Below are 18,400 nucleotides of genomic sequence, written 5' to 3' on the forward strand. Positions count from 1 at the left end.
GAAGTATTTGCTTTACCTGACTCATTCGTTTTGGTTTTCCGGCCATTACTTATCTTTTGATGGTATACATCAAATAAACCAAAACCAATACAAAAAGCTGGGGGGTCAACATGCTCCTGAATAAATTCACAGAGGGGTCAACATGCTCCTGAATAATTTTTCAAGCCAGCTTTTTTATTTTCTAAAGGGGTCAATATCCGCCGGAATGACAGATACCTCAAAGATGATCTTCAGAGGGGTCAGCTTAGTCCTGAATATCCACCGCAGTCTCTTCCGTCGCCGAAATGATCTTGTTAAGGATTTGCGGCGCATAAAATCAATGATCAAAAGCAGCTGCTCTACTTTGGGATCCAGGTGCCCGAGGAGTTTGATAATGATCACTGGAGCCATAAATACCGCAACTGGCTGGACAACCTGTCTTTTGAATTTGATACTGCCCGTGAGACCTTGAACAGCCGTATGCGCAGTTTCAGGTTCACAGATCAGGAGTTGCGCCAAGTTACCAATCAACTCCGCGCCTATTGTCGTAAACATTATAAAAAAGATTATTATCTGTTAAAAAGCATTCCAGGAATTGGTGGGATTGTAGCCGTGGGCATTCTCTCAGAACTTGGAGACCTGCGCCGGTTCAATTCATTAAAACACCTGGCAGGATATGTTGGTATCGCCCCGGGAATGCATCAAAGTGGTGCTTCAAACAAAGCTATGGGAATGAACCCAAGGTCAAACCGCCTAATCCGATCCTATTTTGTGGAAGCTTCCTGGCAGGCCATCCGCACAGATCCGGTAATGCAAGCTTACTATCGCACACATTTGGGAAAAGAGGACAAAAAGATCGTTATTAAAATAGCCCATAAACTCCTGAGCAGGACCCTTGCAGTTATAAAAACAGAAACTCCCTATGAAATAGGAGTGGTTGCATAAAAAATAAATAAACTATTCATAACCAGCTCAAAACAATTTCAGCCTGTACCACAAAACACTGTACGTGGCCAATTAAGGATCACATTTTTTAGCTGGTGGACAGGTTTTTATAATCAAAATCATAATGATGCTGGTGGCCTTGCCAGGGCGAGGACCACATATAGGATGCGGAGCAGGTTATAAGTATTGAAATATTGACAAGTAAGCAAGTGCTGAAAAGACTTGCCAACATTTCAACACTCCAAAAACACCATCAGGATGAAATAAAATAGAAAATAAAATATTAATTTTGAGAGAAGGACTTATTGCTTTTCATGGGATATAGTGTTGACAATAGTTATTTTTTTCTATTTTTTATTTATTTCCAGTCCGTTAAGAAAGTCGGTTTTCTTTTTATTCCATTCATTGTTTTTTAGATAAGTAGATGACCAAATATAAAATTCTGTATCATTCAATAACATTCGACTTGTCATCAACAATTCGCCGTCTCTCATAGAAATTCTGACTTCCCTTCCTTCTAATCCATCAATTTCAAAACTTTGTGAAATGACTACTTTTCCAGAAACCATTTCGGCACCTTGTCGTTCGGCATTGTCATAGAATTCTTTTAATGAAGGTTTGAGCTGTTCCAAGTCTTCTTTTAGATATTTTGAATATATTATGGCGAAAGCCATTTGGTCTGATTTGTTTTCCGAATAAGCCCTATTTATTTCCATTTGACCAAAGATGTTACTTTGAACGGTATGGTTCTCTACAGGCTTTTTTTGAAAATTAATAGAGAAATTGAAATTGTCGGGATTATAAGAATAATATTGGGATGAATTTTCTCCGACTTGTCCTTTACAAGATATTATACTTAAAAAAAATATTGTGTAAATCAGTTTTTTCATAATTATTGTCAACGGTCTCGTTTAACCGTGCGTTACGGGTTAATATGCGTTAATTTTCGGTTTAGCACAGAAGTTAGCAATAGTCTTTTCCGCTTATTCATAGTTCGCAACTCTATTATTTTTGATAATGATAAAGAAACTATTCCCATAAGTTACATTTTGTTTCATTTTTTCGGAATAAGACGGTATCATAATTGGAAGATTTTTTACTGTTTCATGACCAATTTTCTCTAATGCTTTGTTACTGGATTTAATTGAACTTATTTGAGCTTTTATTTTTCCATCGATTTGAACTAAATAACCAACTTTTAATGTGTCATTTTTAATTTGCATATTATTTTCTCCTACTCTTTTGATGACCAAATCTCTAATCTTATTATTCATACAGCTGATTTTATCATTGCTGTTTTCGCATCCTGGAAAAGTAGGTTCCTGACTACCTATGATGGGGTTTTCAATATTTGGAATTGCTTTTCTGTTTCTTTTTATCAGTTCTGAATTTTTGAAATCAAGTTTGTTTTCTAAATTAATTGCTAGATATGAAAGATAAATTTTATGAGTTGGAAAAATTTTTTTCTGCTCGTCATGAATATTCGACATCATTATGTTCAATTTTACAATCGTATTTTCAAGTGTCCATTGAATTTCTTTAGAATAGGTGTCTCTATCGTTGATATTTTTTGGGATGTCTCCGCTGGTAGTACCATTTCCGTAATTTCTCCGCAAACTCTGCTCTAACATTTCATAGAACTTGACTAAATCAGTTCTGAATTTTACATCTTTTTTGTTGTCAAGTTTTTGATTATGATTTGCGATATCCCATTCATTTCGAATTTCTTTAATCAGGCTATCTTTTTTGAAATACAGATACCTTACAATTAAGTCAACATTTGGGACGCTATTGTCAGATCTAATGTATGATGTAAGTGCTAATTCATCGTAAGTAGTAGAATAGTCAGAGTCAAGAATTCTTCCGCCAACAAATTCCTTTTCTTTTTCAATGTAATCTGAAAAAGATTTTTTATTAATATCGAAACTTTCATTTTGACAAGAGCCGACAATTGGAAGTAAGAAAATTAGAAGTAAAATAATTTTGTTCATTAACTCAAGGCTTTTTTTTAAGATTATTGCTAACGTCCGGTATAAAACTGTGCGGGCGAGCGTGATTGTCCACAGGTTAATCCGCCCTTATGCTCTTTTTTTATTCCGTTGTAATAAAGAATTATCATAGATCCGAGAACGTTCATGGCACCTAACACAATGTTTATCATAGATTATTTAATAAAGGTTTTTTCAATTCTGACTAACGTCAAATTAGTTGGTTGGTATTAAGGTTGGTAAAAACCCCAGATCCTCTGGTTTGAGTTCCAATTTAGCTATATTTTTCTTTAGCCGCGCCACCACCTTTAATTTTCGCTTTTGATCGAGAAATAGGTATTCAGTTGGTGGAAGGTATGGAACTTTTTTCACCATCATATTCCAGATTATCACTGCCAGTTTTCTCGCTGTTGCAGAGACTGCCGCTGTTCTGCCCTTTCTGTAAGCTACCCTCTTAAAGAAATTTGAAAGATGTGTGTCTTTTAAGTTTCCTATGGAATTTGCAGCTTGTCTAAAAGCAATTTTTAACCGGTTACTGCCTTTTGGTATTCTATGGCTTAAGATTTTGCCGCCCGATATCTTATTGTTGGGTGCTAATCTTAGCCAGGAGGTGAAGTGCTTGGCGGATTCAAATTTTTTAAATCCTTCCGGTCCTATCTCACCCATAATAGATACTACTGTAGCATGGCTCAAGCCTTCTATGGCCAAAAGGTCGACACCTTCAAAATACTGGTAGGCTACCTGGTTGAGATTCTTAATTTTAGGAGCATTTTTGTTGATCCTTTTGTGTGGTTTATCTGTGGTTTTAAGTGCTTTTTTGGCAGGGAATTTTTTAAGTTCTGCATTGATGAACTTTTCCATCTGTTTATCACACTCATTGATTTTCTTCTGAAGGAACAGGTAAGTTTCGTATTCCTGCTTTAGACCAAAAAGGAAATCTTCTCTATTGTTACCGTGCAATGCTTTGGCTATCTCTTCTTCTGACTTTCTACAGTTGTAATGCCGGTGCTTTGCAAGTTTTTCCGGATCTAAATTTCCTTTACAGATATCACCAATAATTGCAAGTCCTGTAAGGCCACATACATCCTTTACCACTACATCGAGCCTAAAGTTTAAAAACTTCAGAAACTTCTGCATTTTATGAGTGGTGGATGCTGCCTGATCTACCCAGTTTCCTCGCTGCCTGCAATAGGTGCGGAGCTTCTCTGTGGTCTCATCTGGAAGAAAACTCCCGGAGAGAAGCCCTAGGGTATGTAGCTGCTGGATCCACCGACAATCCTTTACGTCTGTCTTCTTCCCTTTAGCGTGTTTGGTAAATTTACCATTGACCAGAACAACTTCAAAACCTTGTTTAACCAATTCGGCGAACAGGTTTTGCCAGTAATCACCAGTAGACTCCATTGCCACAGTGGTAATCTCCTTTGATTTCATCCATTGTCCAAGTGCAGTAAGGTCTTCGTATCCACCCCACCAACTGCATCTTGATTAGCTGACTTTCTACCGATAGCTTTGCTGCTCTAAAATAATATTTATTATGAGCAAACAGGAAGAAATGTACACTTTNGCAGGATCAACCAGAAATATTCACCGTAGGCCATGCCACCCGCTCGCTGGAAGAATTTCTGGAAATACTTCGTACCTGGGATATTGAAGTTTTGGTCGACGTTCGGCGCTATCCCGGTTCGAAAAGGTCACCACATTTCAAGAAGGAAAATCTAATGGATTCTATGGCTCTCCATAAGATAAAATATTACCATATCGAGGATCTCGGCGGCAGGAGGAAGGCTGGTAAGAATTCAGCCAATACTGCCTGGCGGTTGTTGTCATTCAGGGGTTATGCCGATTATATGGAGACAGAAACTTTTCAGGCTGCAGCAAAAAAACTTCAGGAGATTGCAGTTAATTCAAGCGTGGCTTACATGTGTGCAGAAACTGTTTGGTGGAGCTGCCACAGAGCACTAATTTCCGATTATCTTAAAGTCAGGGGATGGAAGGTAAATCATATCATGGGGCCGGAAAAAATTATGGAACACCCGTGGACCAGGCCCGCAGAAATAGTTGATGGAAAACTGACTTACAGAAAAAAGAATCCTGAAAAGCCAGACTAGAAAAAAGATTAAATAAATTCTGTTTCAGCACCCATATTTCCTCGTATTTGCTCCTTCCGAAAAAACATCCTTCCGAAATTAAACTATCAGGATTTACTCCCATTTCTTTCCAGAATCTGTTAGTAATATTGCATCAAATTTAAATACAATTATAGTTATGAAAAGAAGATTTTTCACAATCGCATTCCTTGCTTTAGGAGCAATTACTTTTGTTTCATGTTCAGATGATGATGATGATAATTCACATGAAACAATGATCGAGGCTCAGGATCTACCTGAAAATGCACGTACTTTTATAAGTACTTATTTTCCAACTGCAGAATATTCCAGAGTAGAAGAGAACTCTGCAGTAGAAAGTGATGGCACCATGTACGAAGTTGATTTAAGCAATAATTTTGAAATAGATTTTACTTCTGAAGGATCTTGGGTAGATGTGGATGGAAACGATCAGGAATTACCCGCCGGTATTGTACCGCAGAAAATTGCAGAGTATGTATCTGAAAATTACCCAGATTTTTTTATTACTGGGATAGATACCGAGACTACAGGATACGAAATAGAATTATCCAACGATCTTGATGTGCTTTTCGATACAGAAGAGAATTTTATTAGTGAAGACAAATAAGAATTCCATAAGCTATTTGTTAGAGGCAGCCATTGGTTGCCTCTTTTTTTTGGAAATTTTCGAGCCGGTGTAAAACATATTCCATTTTTATTTAACTTTGAAATACAAAGTACTTTCTATGAAATCGGAACAGGAATATATCAGGGATCTTTCAGAGATTCGTTCTATGATGGAACGGTCAACCAGATTTTTGTCTTTAACAGGCTGGTCAGGGATAATGGCCGGGGTGTATGCTTTAGCCGGAGCATATATAGCATATCGTTTCTACTATCAGAATTTTGATACGGATTCGTTAAGCGCCGGACAATATACCATTGTCACCGGAAATGTGTTGGATTTAGTTTTTTTAGGAGTTGCTGTCCTGGTACTGGCAATTGGAACGGCGATTATTCTGTCTCAAAGAAAATCCACAAAAAAAGGAGAGCGACTTTGGAATGCTGCCGCAAGAAGATTAATTACCAATATGGCTATTTCGCTGATTACGGGAGGTGTATTTATTCTAATCCTTCTGTCAAAGGGATTGTTTGTTTTTGCAGCGCCTGCCAGCCTTATTTTTTATGGTTTGGCACTTCTCAACGCCAGTAAATTCACGTTTGAAGAACTTAGATCACTGGGGATCATCCAAGTGGTTATGGGACTTATTGCAGCAATTTTTGTAAATCACGCACTCTTGTTCTGGGCACTCGGTTTTGGGGTTATGCACATCATTTACGGAATTTACATGCACCTGAAGTACGAGAAATGAAAACGATCATTGAGGATCTACATAAGGCTTTTGAAAGCAGGATTAGGTTAGGGATCATGTCTGCACTGGCTGTTAATGACACGCTCGATTTTATTTCGCTGAAAGAGTACCTCGACCTTACAGATGGAAATCTTGCCAGTCATTTAAAGTCTCTCGAAAAAGAAAAATTTATTGAAGTAAAAAAATCTTTTGTGGGTCGCAAACCAAACACTAAATATGGAATAACGCGGGAGGGAAAAAAAGCTTTTGAAGCCCATCTCCATGCGCTCGAAAAACTCATAAAAACTCAGAAGTAATTTTTTTATAGTTTCACTTTGTAATTCAAAGTACTCTAAATTAATGTCTAACCTAAAACCAATAGATCATGTCACAACAACGTAGTTTAACCAGCAGGAGGATTTCTTCAGCATCAATTTTAAAAGCGGTAATAACAGGAGCGGGAATCGGTATTTTGGTGATCTCATTTTTTGTGTTCGGAATTGATAAACCAAATCCCGAATGGGGGCAATACTGGAGGATAAAACCTTTAATTCTTTCATCACTTATGGGAGCAATAGGCGGAGCATTTTTCTACTTCACAGCTAACCGGATTTTCCGTGGCATGAATAATACCATGGCTATTCTTTTAGGCATGGTCGCTTATTTTGTAATTCTGTGGCTCGGAGTTGTAATGGGATTAGACGGTACTATGTGGGATTAACATACATACTTCATTATTGTTTAATTAAATCGCAACCTTATGAAAAATGAAATTCTTTCTCATATGAAAGATCCCGGGGATCTGGAAAAGCTCTACCAGAAAAATAAAGTACAGTTTAAACGGGAATTCAATGGGATATATCCGGAACTGAAAGGTAATCACGCTGCCGACTTCTGGTATGAAAGACTGAATTTTAGGAAAGATATTCCTAAGAAAAGGTCTAATACTGAATTACTTTTTGTGGTTTTGGCTGCACTCCTGGCAGGGGTAACAGCAAAACTTCCGGCAATATTCTCTATTGATGATGAGTTTTTCTATTCCAGAAATGTCGGATTCATCATTTTTCCGGTATTAATGGTCTACTTCGCCTGGAAAAATAAAATCTCTTCCCTAAAATCAGGATTCATAGCTCTTTCCACCTTAGTTGGATTAATTTACATCAATGCCTTACCTGCTGTACCCGAAAGCGATACTTTATTTCTAGCCTGTACTCATTTGTTGTTGTTTCTCTGGATTCTTTTCGGCTTTACCTATGTACAGGAGTGGAATAATAATACAGGAAAGCGTCTGCAGTTTTTAAAGTATAACGGAGATCTGGTAGTCCTCGCAGCCTTAATTTGTATTGCAGGTGGCCTCATGACCGCAATTACAATTGGTCTTTTCTCACTTATTGGATTTAGCATTGAAGAATGGTATTTCCAGAATATTGTAGTATTCGGTCTTGCAGCCGTACCGGTTGTGGGAACTTATCTAACTCAAACGAATCCGCAGTTGGTTGGTAAAGTGTCTCCGGTAATTGCAAGAATTTTTAGTCCGCTGGTCCTGGTAATGCTCGTTATTTATCTCGTTGCGATGCTTTTTTCGGGTAATGATCCTTACCGGGACCGTGAGTTTCTCATCATATTCAATGCTCTCTTAATCGGGGTGATGGCTCTTGTCTTCTTTTCAATCGCAGGGACTTCAGCAGAGAGCAAAAGGAGTTCTGAAATCTGGATCCTTTTTCTGTTATCAATCATGACTATTATTGTGAACAGCATTGGACTTTCTGCTATCCTGTTTCGTATTTCTGAATGGGGAATGACACCAAACAGAGCTGCGGTACTGGGAGCCAATGGTCTTATTCTGCTCAATCTTCTGCTGGTAACTGCTCAATTATTCAGGGTGATCACCAAAAAAACGGATATGGAAGCTGTGGGAAAAGCTATTGCTCTTTATCTTCCTGTTTATTTTCTATGGGCTATTGTCGTAACCTTCATATTTCCACTAATTTTTGGGATAAATTAGGGAAAATATAGTTGTATTTTAAGATCAAAAAAATAATCTTTGAAGAGATATTTATACCTGAAAATTCCTTTGTTTTCTGCTGTTTATATTTCTGTAACTTAATTTTATGTCCGATAAAAATATGCCTTCTAATGAAACTAATGCTTCAGGTTTTAGCAAAGTAGAAATCTTTCCCGGGAAGGTTGCCCAATTAAGCCCCAATCTCCTGTTTGTGATAGGGCTACAGGAGTTAAAGATTCACTATGTTAATATAAAAGCAGAAGAGTTTCTAGAAAATTTGTCAGAAGATATATTCAGAGAAGGAGCTGATATTTTTAAAAAGCTTGTGCATTCTAATGACTATGAATTATTTGAGCAAAGCCTGGAAGAGGGAAGTTTGCTTTTAGATCATGAAGAAAAGGAACTGGACCTCCGTTTAAAAGTAGAAGAGGGCTTATGGGAGTGGTACAGGATAACCTATAAGGCGTACGAGAAAAATCAAGCTGGTGCTGTTTCCCACCTCATTGTTACTGCTCAAAATGTCCATGAACAAAAGGTAAGAGAAGTCCAGCTTCAGGAAGAGGATCGAAGGCTTAAAAATGCACAGGCTATTGGGCACATTGGTAGCTTTGAAAGGAAGTTGCCCGGGAACAATTTTATCTATTCCGAAGAATTTTACCGCATTTTAGGACTGGAACCCAAACAGGAGGAAATTGGCATGGATGAATTTCTATCTCATGTACACCCCGAAGACCGGGAAGCCTACAAGAATGCTATTGATCATACCCATGCCACAGGGGAACCGCTTGATATGGTTACCCGCATAAATCGTGCAGATGGGACGACCAGGCATGTACACCGGCGTGCTGCGATCATATATGATGAAAAAGGAAAACCGGTACGGGTATATGGTACTGTGCAGGATATTACCGAAAGACTTAAAGCTGAAGAAGAACGGAATAAATTTAACAAGCTGCTGCGTGCCACCGAAACAATTGCGGAAACCGGAAGTTACGAAGCAGATCTTCAAAGCAACAACATCTTTTTCTCTGCAGGTCTTTTCCGACTTTTTGGGGAAGAACCTGATTCATTTGTTCCATCCCAGGAGTGGCTTGAAGAGCATTCCCACCCAGAGGATGTACCCATTGTAAGAGAGATCCTGGAAAAAGCCAGGACCAGTAAAAAAGGATATCAATACACAAGACGAATTTTCCATAAAAGCGGAGAGATGCGTATTCTGGAAGCTAACGGAAGTGTGGTCACAGATGCAGAAGGCAACGTGGTAAAGCTGATAGGTCTTGTGCAGGATGTTACCGCACGCAAACAGGCCGAAGAAGAACTGCGAAGAAGCGAAGAACGCAGTAAAAATTTATTGAAGGTGCTTCAAAATGCACCCGATTCTTACCTGGTGCTTACTCCCGATTTACATATCGAAATGGCAAGTGATGCATATCTTGAAGCCACCTTTACCAGCCGGGAGCGTATTATAGGAAAGCACATGTTTGAAACATTTCCCGATAACCCTTCAGCACCCGAGGCTAATAGTGTTAATAATCTGACTGCATCTTTAAAAAGTGTATTGTCATCGAAAAAGCCACACCGAATGAACATTCAGCATTACGATGTGCGCCGCCCCGACGGAACTTTTGAGGAAAAATATTGGAGTCCCATCAATACCCCGGTAATTAACTCCGAGGGTGAAGTGGAATACATTATCCACCGGGTGCTGGATGTAACAGATGTAATGAAGAAAAAAACTACAGACAAACATGTAGTCAATGAAACAGAGATGCTGAAGAATTCTCTGGAAGAAATAAAACTCCAGGCCGATCAAATTAAAGAAAGCCGGGCTTTGTTACAATCCGTTTTTGATGCCTCGCCCAATTCTATCATCCTTTACCGGGCGCTTTATGACGAAAAAGGTACCATAGAAGATTTCGAATTTTCAATGTTAAACGCTTTTACCTTTAAGTTACTTAAGGTCTCCCGTGACATTATTGGTAAGCGACTACTGCACGAATTTCCTAATTCCAAAGAAACCGGACTTTTTGAAAGGTTTAAAAGAACTGTGGAAACCGGTGAGCCTACAGATGTGGAGATATGGTATGAGGGAGATGGATTGCAGCACTGGTTCCATTTTAGAGCTAACAGAATAAATGAACTTCTGGTGGTAACTACAGAAGATATTACCGAGCGTAAAAAAGCTGAACAGGAACTAATTCTTCTCAAAGATGAACTGGCTCAACGAGCAAATGATAAATACAGGAAGATCATAAATTCCATGGATGAGGGCTATTGCCTCCTGGATATTATTTTTGATGACAACGAAGAATGTATTGATTACCGTTTTGTAGATACAAATCCTGTTTTTGAAAAACAATCGGGATTAAAAAATGTCCTCGGAAAAAGACTCAATGAGCTTGCCCCGGAAAGTCCGGACTTTTGGAAGAAGATTTATGGCAAAGTGGCGCTAACAGGTGCGTCTATTCGTCTTGAAGATTATTCGGAAGTGTTGGAGCGCTGGTTTGATGTATACGCCTTTCCAATTGATGCCGCTAACAGAAAACAGGTAGCTGTTATTTTTAAGGATACCACCAAACGTAAAGAAGCAGAAGAGCGACAATCTTTTCTGTTGAGGTTGAATGATGCATTACAACAACTGGCCGAACCCGAAGAGATCCAGGAGAAGGCAATGGAGATCCTTGGGGAGCATTTGGAAGTAAACAGGGCATATTATTCCTCAGTGTCTTCAGATGGAGACAGGATGCTGAAGGGGTTTGGTTATCAAAATAATATTTCTGGTCTTCCGGAAGAAAGGTCAGTTTCAGATTTTGGGACTGCTTTTAAAAAATTATTACTTGCAGGTGAAATAGTAGTAAATAATAATCTTCGTCAGGATTTAGGATTAAATGAAAGGGTCAAAGAATCTTTCAGAAATCTGCAGGTCGAAGGCTTTATAGGTGTGCCATTACTAAGAAACGGAAATTTAGTTACAGTAATTGAAATCCATGATTCTGATCCCCGGCGTTGGACCTTGGATGAAATTGCGCTGATAAAAGAAGTTTCTGATAAAGCTCGGGAAGCGGTGGAAAGAGCAGAGATCGAGAAAGCACTGCGAGAAAGTGAGCAGCGTTTCCGTAACCTGGTGGAAGCTTCTGCACTGGCGGTGTGGGAAACTGCGCCCAATGGCGAAGTATTACAGGATAGTCTTTCCTGGCGCAGCTTTACCGGCCAAACCTTTGAAGAATTTTATGGTAAAGGCTGGTTGCAGGCGGTACATAAGGAGGACAGAGAGTATGCAGCAAGTCAATGGAATGAAGCGGTAGCCTCCCGAACAAAAGTTGATGCAGAATTCAGGCTGAAGAATGCCGCGGGCGGATATAAATGGACAAACGTAAGAGCCATTCCAATCCTGGATGTTAGTGGCAGGGTCATCAAATGGTCGGGTATGAACCTCGACATTCACCACAGAAAGATGACAGAGGAGGCTTTGAGAAATGCAAAAGAAGAAGCCGAAGCTGCTTCCCGGGCAAAAGAAGATTTTGTCTCTACCATTAGCCATGAAATTAGGACTCCTTTAAATGCAGTGATAGGAATCACCAATCTTTTACTGGAACAGAATCCACGGGATGACCAGAAAGATAATCTTGGTTCTTTGAGCTTTTCTGCTAAAAATCTTCTGGCTCTTATCAACGATATTCTTGATTTCAGCAAACTGGAAGCAGGAAAAATGGAGCTGGCAGAAAATGCCTTTAACCTGCACGATTTATTGTTCAGTTTAAAAAATTCACATGAACCCCAGGCTTTGGCAAATGATACGAGCCTGCTTTTAAACCTTGATGAAACTATTCCTGAGCGTATTACTACAGATCAACTTAAACTGTCCCAGATATTACATAATCTCGTAAGTAATGCCGTAAAATTCACTCAAAAAGGAAGGGTGGTGATAGAAGTGAATTTAAGTGAAAGGGAAGAGGATGTCTTGTGGCTTGATTTTGCTATTCAGGATTCAGGCATAGGTGTTCCGGAAGATAAAGTAGATCATATTTTTGACAAATTTGCCCAGGCAGAAAGTACCACGGTGCGCCATTATGGAGGTACCGGTCTAGGACTTAGTATTACAAAGCTGTTGCTAGAATTAATGGGGAGTGAAATTAAAGTGGAAAGCAAAGTAGGGGAGGGATCTGTATTTTATTTTAACCTTCCTGTTAAAATTGCTTATGACGAGATTCCCTTTGAAGAACTAATGGAAATTCCTGAAGACTTATCGCATTTCAACCAAATGAACCTGCTGCTGGTAGAGGATGTGGAAATAAACCGGAAGATCCTGGTGCAGTTTCTGCAGAACTGGTGGCAGCTGGAACCAGATTATGCTACTAATGGAAAACAAGCCCTGGAAATGGCAAAAAGAAAAGTCTATGATCTTATTTTGATGGACGTAAGAATGCCTGTCATGGATGGATATGAAGCTACCAGGCAGATCAGGAAACTTTCGGGATATAAGAATACGCCCATTCTTGCCCTCACAGCAGATAAGAATCAGGAGGTGCAACAGGCGCAGCATGCTACCCAATTCAGTGATCTTTTAACCAAACCCTTTGAACCTGCAGACTTAAAAAAACGGATTATCAAGCACCTTTCCGGTTCCGGAAAGAATTTTACGGCAGCTGAAAAGGAGGTCGGAGCCGGCAATCCGGAACCCGTTGAACAGAAGGATTCAAATAAACCGGAAGCACCTGTTCAATTCGGTTCAGAAAAGGCATTTGAAATCTCGAGATATAAAAAGATTGCAGGGGACAATGCAGAAATCCTGCACAAATTGATTGGTAATGTTATTCGTGCTTTTGAGCTTTACAGAAAAGAGTTTTTAGAGGCGGCCAATGACGAAAGTGAAGAAGACCTTTCGAACCTTGTGCATAAAAACACCACTTCTGTTCATTATATTCAGGCAAACCGGCTGGCAGAAACAATAGGAGAATTCAGGGAATTTTTATCCAGGCCTACTCCTGAAATAGAAGCCTTAGAAGCCAAAAAAGCAGAAATACTTCAGGAATTTGACCTTATTTTAGCCGGACTAAAAGTTATACATGAAAAAGAGGAGTAAGGCACGATTTCTTTCTGAAAAAAAGGGAGGCAGATTACAGGATCGGGATTGTCCAGTTCTGGTGTTCAGCAGCTAAAGAGGAATTACCTGCCAATAATGATAAGGGATCTTTTTTCTTTCCACTGAAACCGAAACAGCAAAAGTGAGCTTAAACTAAGGCACACCAGAAGAGTAAGTGCTAACGGCAACATACTTACTCCGGTAAACTGACTGATGATGAAAGAAGCGACTGCTCCAAGAATCATTTTGAGGCTTCCCACAAGGGCAGAAGCTCTTCCGGCTCTTTTCTCAAAGGGATATAAAGATAATGCTGTGGTATTTGGATTTTGGAAACCAAGTAAAAACAGGATTAGGAATAACAGGAATACCGTGATATAAAAATTGTCTCCGGAAAAGGCATTCAGAAGAAATGCTAAAGCCAAAACCACTAGCAAAACACTAATGTTAAGAGTCACTCTAAAAGTTGTAAACTTCTTCAGGACCATTCTGTTGAGCTGACTTCCCGCTATTAATCCGGCGGCGTTAAGTCCAAACAGCCATCCAAATTGTGTTTCTGTGAGGTGAAAATTATCCATAAAAAGAACAGGTGCATTTGAAATATAGGCAAACATCGCACCTATTGCCAGGCTTCCCGCCAGTGAAAATGTGAGAAAAATCTTGTTGATGAAAATTCCGGTGTATTTTGAAATTACCTTATTCAGTTTTAGTTCCACAGATTTGTCGGGGGTAATACTTTCAGGTAAAAAGAGAGTTACACTCAGAAACATGAGTCCCGCAAAAACCGCCAGGATGAGAAAAATAATATGCCAGGAATAATAAGTGATGACAATTCCACCCACGGTAGGAGCAATAATGGGAGCGCCTCCCATGATCAACATTAAAAATGAAATGGCCCTGGCCACCTCTTCTGAAGGGAAAATATCCCTCACAACTGCTTTTGAAGCTACCATTCCAGCCGAAGCACCTACGGCAAGAAAGAACCGGGAAATTACCAGCCAGTCGAGACTAGGGGAATAAAAACAACTTATGGCTGCCAGCACATATATTATTAGCCCTATCAACAAGGGGCGTTTTCTGCCGAATTTATCCATGATTGGACCGTAGGCCAACTGACCTAGTGCAATTCCAATAAAATAACTGGTTAAGGAAAAACCTACTTCTGCTTTTGATATGCTGAATTCACTGGCGATGCTCTCAAAAGCGGGCAGGTACATATCAATAGAAAATGGCCCCAGGGCAATTAAAGTTCCAAGGACCAACAATATTACCCGTTCCTTCTGTTTGTCTCTTCCACTAAATTTTTTTTGCATTCCGCAAATTTCGTGGACGCTGAGTTCATTTCCTATTCCCGATTTTATCTTAACATATAATTATCAACGATAGCAGCATCGAAAAGGATGTAGTCTAAAATATTTTAGAATTTATTTTTTTCATTGAAATTTTGTAATTCAATAGGTTATAGAGAATAAAGAAATACGGAAAACAATTCCGGGATTCAGTTATGCAAGAAAAGGCAATAAAGAAAAAAACCTGCCGGAGAGGCAGGTTTTCAGATCAATTAATATTCTAGATTTAAGGCTTAACTTCAGAAAGTTGAACTTCTTCACCTTTTTTGTCTAGTAGTTTAACTTCATCAAAGCCCATTTCTTTGAACTGGTCAAATTGAGTTGCGGCATCTCCTACAACCAGATACGCCATTTTGGATTCATCCAGGTACTTTTTGGCTAGTTCTTTATGCTGTTCTAAAGTCATGGCTCCAATGATCTCTTCTTCATTTTCAATATATTTTGGATCCAGGTCGTAAGTGCTCATTTCCTGTAGCATTCCCAGTAAAGATCCCTGGGTTTCGAAACGACGTGCATTCGATTTGATGAGGGCATTTTTGGTGAATTCAAGATCTTCTTCTGAAATTCCTTCTTTATATTTTGCGATCTCATCCCTGAAAATTCCAACCGATTCGCCGGTAGTATTTGTTCGAACACTTGAAGATGCGGTAAAAGTGCCGGGAATTTTGGACCCGCTAAACCCAGAACGTGCTCCATAGGTATATCCTTTCTCTTCCCGTAAGATAAGATTCACATTTCCTGAGAAAGAACCCCCTAATTTGTAATTCATAACTTCTGCAGGGAAATAATCCTGGTTGGTTCGTGGTAAGGCAATATAACCTATGTTGATCACAGATTGCTTAGCATCTGGCACATCTACAAAATACAAAGATGCTTTGTCGCGGTTGTTGGTTACCTCAAATTCCGGAATAGTAACTTCTTTTGGTGCCCAGTTCTCTTCAATCCCCTCCAGGGAAGCCAGCGCTTCATCTCTGGTAACATTTCCAACAATATGGAAATTGCTCACTGTTGGTGAAAAATACTTGTTGTAATATTCTTTTAAATCATCAATGGTAATTGCTTCTACAGATTCCACTGTTCCCAATGTCGGATATGCAAAAGGATGGTTTTCACCATAAAGTATCTTGTTGTAAACATTACTGGCTATCCAGTTAGGATCTGCTTCATTTCTTTTGATGCCATTGATGGTACTCGTTTTAATACGTTCAAATTCTTTTTCATCCCAACGCGGCTCTAACAGGATTTCCTGCACCAGGTCCATGGTTTCATTGAAATTACGCTTTAAGGTATTACCGCGTATTACAATAGTTTCATTGGTGGTATACATATATATGTTTGCTCCCAAAAGATCGATTTCTTCTTCAAGTTCTGCCGGAGTTTTATTGGCAGTTCCTTCCATAAGAATGTCTGTCATTAAGTTGGCTACTCCGTTTTTAGAAAGATCATCCAGTAAATGGCCTCCTTCTATCACAAGACTGAAGTTAACCAGTGGCAGTTCTGTTTGCTCGATTCCATATACTTCCAGGTCATTCTCTAATTGAACGGTCCAGGCTTCAGGTACATTTAAAGACGGGGTTTCGCCCATTTCAGGTTGCACAGAGCGATCAATTTTAGAAGGTGTTTTTTGAACTTCCTGTTCCATTTCGGCAACTTCAGTAGCTACATTTTCAGTGATTTCTTCCTCTACAACTTCTGCTTTTTCAGAATTTTCAGCAATGAGTTCTATTTGACCTTTAGGGACAAAACTGGTAAGGACGAAAGGCTTTCCTTTAATATACTTTTCATAAACCCGTACCACATCTTCTTTGGTCACTGCCTTGATGTTTTCGATATCTTGCTCAATATATCCGGGATCACCTGTGAAAACATCATATTGTGCTAGTTGAAAGGATTTTCCAAGTACGCTGCTAATTCCATTATAGAAATCTGTTTCAAGTCCGGCTTTAATACGTTCAATGTCCCGCTCTGTAACCCCTTCTTTTTCAAAAAGCCTGAAAGCTTCACTGATTCCGGCTTCTACACTGTCAAGGTCAACATCTGCATTGGCGGTGACCATGATCCTGAATTTTCCGGCAATCTGGTCTGCACTGTTGAATGCATAAGGCTGGGAAGTAAGCTCCTTTTCTTCTACAAGAACTTTATACAGCGGTGCTTCTTTTCCATCTGAAAGAATTTCTCCAAGAAAGTCCAGAGCATACGCATCTTGTGTGTACTGCTCAACAGCAGGCCATACCATATTCAGCTGAGGTGCGCTGGCAAAATTATCTTCGTGATAAAGTCGTTTTGTTTCCTCAAGGCTCACATTCTGAACTTCCAGAGGCTCCACTTCCTGACGTTTTTTAATCTCTCCAAAATATTTCTCTACCAGTTCCCGGGCTTCGGTTTCATCAAAATCTCCGGCAATTACCAAAGTAGCATTATTGGGTCCGTAAAATTTATCGTAAAACTCCTTTACGTCTTCCACTGTAGCATTTTGAAGATCCTCAAGTTCTCCAATTACCTGCCAGCTGTATGGATGACCGTCGGGAAATAAATTTTTATCGATGACCCATCCCGTATGTCCGTATGGGTTATTATCTACCCGCTGGCGTTTTTCATTCTGAACAACTTCCTGTTGATTTGCAAAAGCAGATTCGGTGACAGTATTTATCAGGTATCCCATACGGTCAGATTCCAGCCACATAACCATTTCCAAAGCATTTTTTGGCACTACCTCGTAATAGACAGTTCCATCCTGCCAGGTGCCTCCGTTAAGAGTTCCACCGGCATCCTGAATTTTCTTAAAAAATTGATCCTGCGGAACATTTTCAGATTCCTGGAAAAGCATGTGTTCAAAGAGATGGGCAAAACCAGTACGCCCTTTTTTCTCACGATTTGATCCCACACCATATTGAATGGCAACGGAAACAATAGGATCAGATTTATCCTGATGCAGGACTACATTAAGTCCGTTTTCCAGTTCATATTTATCAAATTCAATAGATAAACCGGGATCTGTAGTGACTTTTTCCTGACCTTTTAGCTTGTCGCAGGAAACAAAAACCGACAATAGCAGCGATAACATCAAAAATGCCATCGGTTTTAATCTGAAATTTTTCATTCTTTAAAAGTTTGATTAGATGATTGTTAAATATATGGTAATTTGTTTAATGTAAAGAAGGAAAGTTACATAAGCCCCTGAATTTTTCAGATTTATGCCAGTTTACTTCAGAATACAGAAGAATTTGAGGGGTTCAGAAGTTAAAAATTGATTTTGTAAAGCTGCCAGAAATCAGGATCTGGAAGAAAATATATTTTTATCTAATTCTGTGTTGCCTTTCCAGAGAAAATAAATGATGGGTGCTAAAACCGGAAGGGCGAGGATAAAGATTATTAGCAACATTTTTTGTGTAGATTTTAAATGTTGGTCATGAAAAATATCATAGCATGCCCAGATGGTTAAAATGGCATACAAGAGCAGAAATATAACGATAGATAAACCCTGTAAAATCATTGCGTTATTTTATTAATTAAGGGATGGACTGCTTGCAATCCTGATTTTTGCAATTTTATCACTATAGTGGTGGGGACAATTTTATTTTAGAATAAGTAATGTAT

13 protein-coding genes and 1 pseudogene are annotated in these 18,400 nt (G+C 39.2%); 8 read left to right on the forward strand and 6 right to left on the reverse strand.

The genetic code is table 11. The features are described from left to right. Window positions 1–354: 354 nt before the first annotated feature. Window positions 355–924, forward strand: a complete 570-nt coding sequence (locus tag IE056_RS07465) for a transposase (RefSeq protein ID WP_189604081.1) — start codon at window positions 355–357, stop codon at window positions 922–924. A 347-nt stretch (window positions 925–1,271) separates the two neighbouring features. Here IE056_RS07465 and IE056_RS07470 read toward each other — a convergent pair whose 3' ends face one another. The 3 genes and pseudogenes from IE056_RS07470 to IE056_RS07480 all read right to left on the reverse strand — a co-directional run. Beyond that, window positions 1,272–1,814, reverse strand: a complete 543-nt coding sequence (locus tag IE056_RS07470) for a hypothetical protein (RefSeq protein ID WP_189604082.1) — start codon at window positions 1,812–1,814, stop codon at window positions 1,272–1,274. Window positions 1,815–1,907: 93 nt separating this feature from the next. Continuing rightward, complete coding sequence (locus IE056_RS07475) at window positions 1,908–2,915, reverse strand: hypothetical protein (protein WP_189604083.1); 1,008 nt, start codon at window positions 2,913–2,915, stop codon at window positions 1,908–1,910. Window positions 2,916–3,128: 213 nt separating this feature from the next. Beyond that, window positions 3,129–4,355: pseudogene (locus tag IE056_RS07480) on the reverse strand (IS110 family RNA-guided transposase); the annotation flags it as partial. A gap of 167 nt (window positions 4,356–4,522) precedes the next feature. Here IE056_RS07480 and IE056_RS07485 point away from each other — a divergent pair. The 7 genes from IE056_RS07485 (at window position 4,523) to IE056_RS07515 (ending at window position 13,457) form a co-directional block, all read left to right on the forward strand. Further along, window positions 4,523–5,020, forward strand: a complete 498-nt coding sequence (locus IE056_RS07485) for a DUF488 domain-containing protein (RefSeq protein ID WP_308427612.1) — start codon at window positions 4,523–4,525, stop codon at window positions 5,018–5,020. Window positions 5,021–5,177: 157 nt separating this feature from the next. After that, the gene (locus IE056_RS07490) at window positions 5,178–5,645 is read left to right on the forward strand and encodes a PepSY-like domain-containing protein (protein ID WP_189604085.1); all 468 of its coding nucleotides are present in this window, start codon (window positions 5,178–5,180) and stop codon (window positions 5,643–5,645) included. Window positions 5,646–5,763: 118 nt separating this feature from the next. Next, complete coding sequence (locus IE056_RS07495) at window positions 5,764–6,390, forward strand: hypothetical protein (protein ID WP_189604086.1); 627 nt, start codon at window positions 5,764–5,766, stop codon at window positions 6,388–6,390. After that, a complete protein-coding gene (locus IE056_RS07500; protein ID WP_189604087.1) occupies window positions 6,387–6,686 on the forward strand; it encodes a winged helix-turn-helix domain-containing protein in 300 nt (99 codons plus the stop codon). Before IE056_RS07495 ends, IE056_RS07500 begins: the two co-directional genes overlap by 4 nt. 68 nt (window positions 6,687–6,754) lie before the next feature. Next, window positions 6,755–7,090 carry a potassium transporter KefB gene (locus tag IE056_RS07505; RefSeq protein WP_189604088.1) on the forward strand — a complete coding sequence of 112 codons (336 nt, stop codon included), beginning with the start codon at window positions 6,755–6,757 and terminating at the stop codon, window positions 7,088–7,090. A gap of 39 nt (window positions 7,091–7,129) precedes the next feature. Further along, on the forward strand, window positions 7,130–8,374 hold the full coding sequence (locus IE056_RS07510; RefSeq protein ID WP_189604089.1) for a hypothetical protein: 1,245 nt from the start codon (window positions 7,130–7,132) through the stop codon (window positions 8,372–8,374). Between the two features lie 106 nt (window positions 8,375–8,480). Next, complete coding sequence (locus IE056_RS07515; RefSeq protein ID WP_189604090.1) at window positions 8,481–13,457, forward strand: PAS domain S-box protein; 4,977 nt, start codon at window positions 8,481–8,483, stop codon at window positions 13,455–13,457. Between the two features lie 83 nt (window positions 13,458–13,540). Here the strand turns inward: IE056_RS07515 and IE056_RS07520 are convergent, their stop codons facing one another. The 3 genes from IE056_RS07520 to IE056_RS18775 all read right to left on the reverse strand — a co-directional run bounded on the left by IE056_RS07520 (window position 13,541) and on the right by IE056_RS18775 (window position 18,296). Beyond that, window positions 13,541–14,767, reverse strand: coding sequence for a multidrug effflux MFS transporter (locus IE056_RS07520; protein ID WP_189604091.1), 1,227 nt, complete (start codon window positions 14,765–14,767; stop codon window positions 13,541–13,543). Between the two features lie 262 nt (window positions 14,768–15,029). Next, entirely contained in the window at window positions 15,030–17,903 is a 2,874-nt protein-coding gene (locus tag IE056_RS07525) for a M16 family metallopeptidase (RefSeq protein ID WP_189604092.1), read from the reverse strand. A 171-nt stretch (window positions 17,904–18,074) separates the two neighbouring features. Further along, window positions 18,075–18,296: a PLDc N-terminal domain-containing protein gene (locus IE056_RS18775; RefSeq protein WP_189604093.1), complete on the reverse strand. Its 222-nt coding sequence runs from the start codon at window positions 18,294–18,296 to the stop codon at window positions 18,075–18,077. Window positions 18,297–18,400: the final 104 nt, after the last annotated feature.

Source organism: Salinimicrobium marinum (genome assembly GCF_014651535.1).
Lineage (GTDB): Bacteria > Bacteroidota > Bacteroidia > Flavobacteriales > Flavobacteriaceae > Salinimicrobium > Salinimicrobium marinum.